At 52.8% G+C, this 2,622-nt stretch carries 1 rRNA gene; it reads left to right on the top strand.

Going from position 1 to position 2,622, the window contains the following annotated elements:
* Positions 1-2,586: ribosomal RNA gene (locus QSK43_RS26940) — 23S ribosomal RNA — on the top strand; the annotation flags it as partial.
* Positions 2,587-2,622: the final 36 nt, after the last annotated feature.

Raw genomic sequence — 2,622 nt, 5'->3', positions numbered from 1 at the left:
GTAAGAAGCGAACGCAGGGAACTGAAACATCTAAGTACCTGCAGGAAAGGACATCAACCGAGACTCCGTAAGTAGTGGCGAGCGAACGCGGACCAGGCCAGTGGCAATGATGAATAAAGCGGAACGATCTGGAAAGGTCGGCCATAGAGGGTGATAGCCCCTTACGCGTAGAACAGTCATTGTCCTTGAGTAGGGCGGGACACGTGAAATCCTGTCTGAACATGGGGAGACCACTCTCCAAGCCTAAGTACTCGTGCATGACCGATAGCGAACAAGTACCGTGAGGGAAAGGTGAAAAGCACCCCGACGAGGGGAGTGAAATAGAACCTGAAACCGGATGCCTACAAACAGTCGGAGCCCGCAAGGGTGACGGCGTACCTTTTGTATAATGGGTCAACGACTTAGTGTAACTAGCAAGCTTAAGCCGGTAGGTGTAGGCGCAGCGAAAGCGAGTCTGAACAGGGCGATTTAGTTAGTTGCATTAGACCCGAAACCGAGTGATCTAGCCATGAGCAGGCTGAAGGTTGGGTAACACCAACTGGAGGGCCGAACCCGTATCTGTTGCAATAGATTGGGATGACTTGTGGCTAGGGGTGAAAGGCCAATCAAACTCGGAAATAGCTGGTTCTCCGCGAAATCTATTTAGGTAGAGCGTCGACCGAATACCCTCGGGGGTAGAGCACTGGATGGGCTATGGGGACTCACCGTCTTACTGATCCTAACCAAACTCCGAATACCGAGGAGTACTAGTCGGCAGACACACGGCGGGTGCTAACGTCCGTCGTGAAGAGGGCAACAACCCTGACCTCCAGCTAAGGTCCCCAAGTCATGGCTAAGTGGGAAAGGATGTGAGGATCCCAAAACAACCAGGATGTTGGCTTAGAAGCAGCCATCATTTAAAGAAAGCGTAACAGCTCACTGGTCTAAATAAGGGTCTTTGCGCCGAAAATGTAACGGGGCTAAAGCCATGCACCGAAGCTGAGGATAGTGCAGTTATAGTGACTGTGCTGTGGTAGCGGAGCGTTCCGTAAGTCTGTGAAGGGGTACCTGTGAGGGGCCCTGGAGATATCGGAAGTGCGAATGTTGACATGAGTAACGATAAAGGGAGTGAGAGACTCCCTCGCCGAAAGACCAAGGGTTCCTGCTTAAAGTTAATCTGAGCAGGGTTAGCCGGCCCCTAAGACGAGGCGGACACGCGTAGTCGATGGGAACCACGTTAATATTCGTGGGCCTGGTGGTAGTGACGGATCTCGTGTGTTGTACATTCTTACTGGATTGGATGTGCAGCGAAGAGGTTCCAGGAAATAGCTCCACCGTATAGACCGTACCCGAAACCGACACAGGTGGTCAGGTAGAGTATACCAAGGCGCTTGAGAGAACTATGTTGAAGGAACTCGGCAAATTGCACGCGTAACTTCGGAAGAAGCGTGACCCCATTTTACGCAAGTATGATGGGGTGGCACAGACCAGGGGGTAGCGACTGTTTATCAAAAACACAGGGCTCTGCGAAGTAGCAATACGACGTATAGGGTCTGACGCCTGCCCGGTGCTGGAAGGTTAAAGGGAGGGGTGCAAGCTCTGAACTGAAGCCCCAGTAAACGGCGGCCGTAACTATAACGGTCCTAAGGTAGCGAAATTCCTTGTCGGGTAAGTTCCGACCTGCACGAATGGCGTAACGACTTCCCCGCTGTCTCCAACATAGACTCAGTGAAATTGAATTCCCCGTGAAGATGCGGGGTTCCTGCGGTCAGACGGAAAGACCCCGTGCACCTTTACTATAGCTTTACACTGGCATTCGCCAAGGCATGTGTAGGATAGGTGGTAGGCTTTGAAGCGGGGACGCCAGTTCTCGTGGAGCCATCCTTGAAATACCACCCTTATCTTCGTGGATGTCTAACCGCGGTCCGTTATCCGGATCCGGGACAGTGTATGGTGGGTAGTTTGACTGGGGCGGTCGCCTCCGAAAGAGTAACGGAGGCGCGCGATGGTGGGCTCAGACCGGTCGGAAATCGGTCGTCGAGTGCAATGGCATAAGCCCGCCTGACTGCGAGACTGACAAGTCGAGCAGAGACGAAAGTCGGTCATAGTGATCCGGTGGTCCCGTGTGGAAGGGCCATCGCTCAACGGATAAAAGGTACGCCGGGGATAACAGGCTGATGACCCCCAAGAGTCCATATCGACGGGGTTGTTTGGCACCTCGATGTCGACTCATCGCATCCTGGGGCTGGAGCAGGTCCCAAGGGTATGGCTGTTCGCCATTTAAAGCGGTACGTGAGTTGGGTTCAGAACGTCGTGAGACAGTTCGGTCCCTATCTGCCGTGGGTGTAGGAATATTGACAGGATCTGTCCCTAGTACGAGAGGACCGGGATGGACGTATCTCTGGTGGATCTGTTGTCCTGCCAAGGGCATAGCAGAGTAGCTATATACGGAATGGATAACCGCTGAAGGCATCTAAGCGGGAAACCAACCTGAAAACGAGTGTTCCCTATCAGAGCCGTGGAAGACGACCACGTTGATAGGACGGGTGTGGAAGCATGGCAACATGTGAAGCTTACCGTTACTAATAGCTCGATCGACTTCTTCGTTCCCATTGATTATGTTCATCAAACGCAGTTTGATGA

It is taken from the genome of Rhizobium sp. GR12 (genome assembly GCF_036596185.1).
Classification (GTDB): Bacteria; Pseudomonadota; Alphaproteobacteria; order Rhizobiales; family Rhizobiaceae; genus Agrobacterium; species Agrobacterium nepotum.
This window is presented reverse-complemented; position numbering and strand designations above follow the sequence as displayed.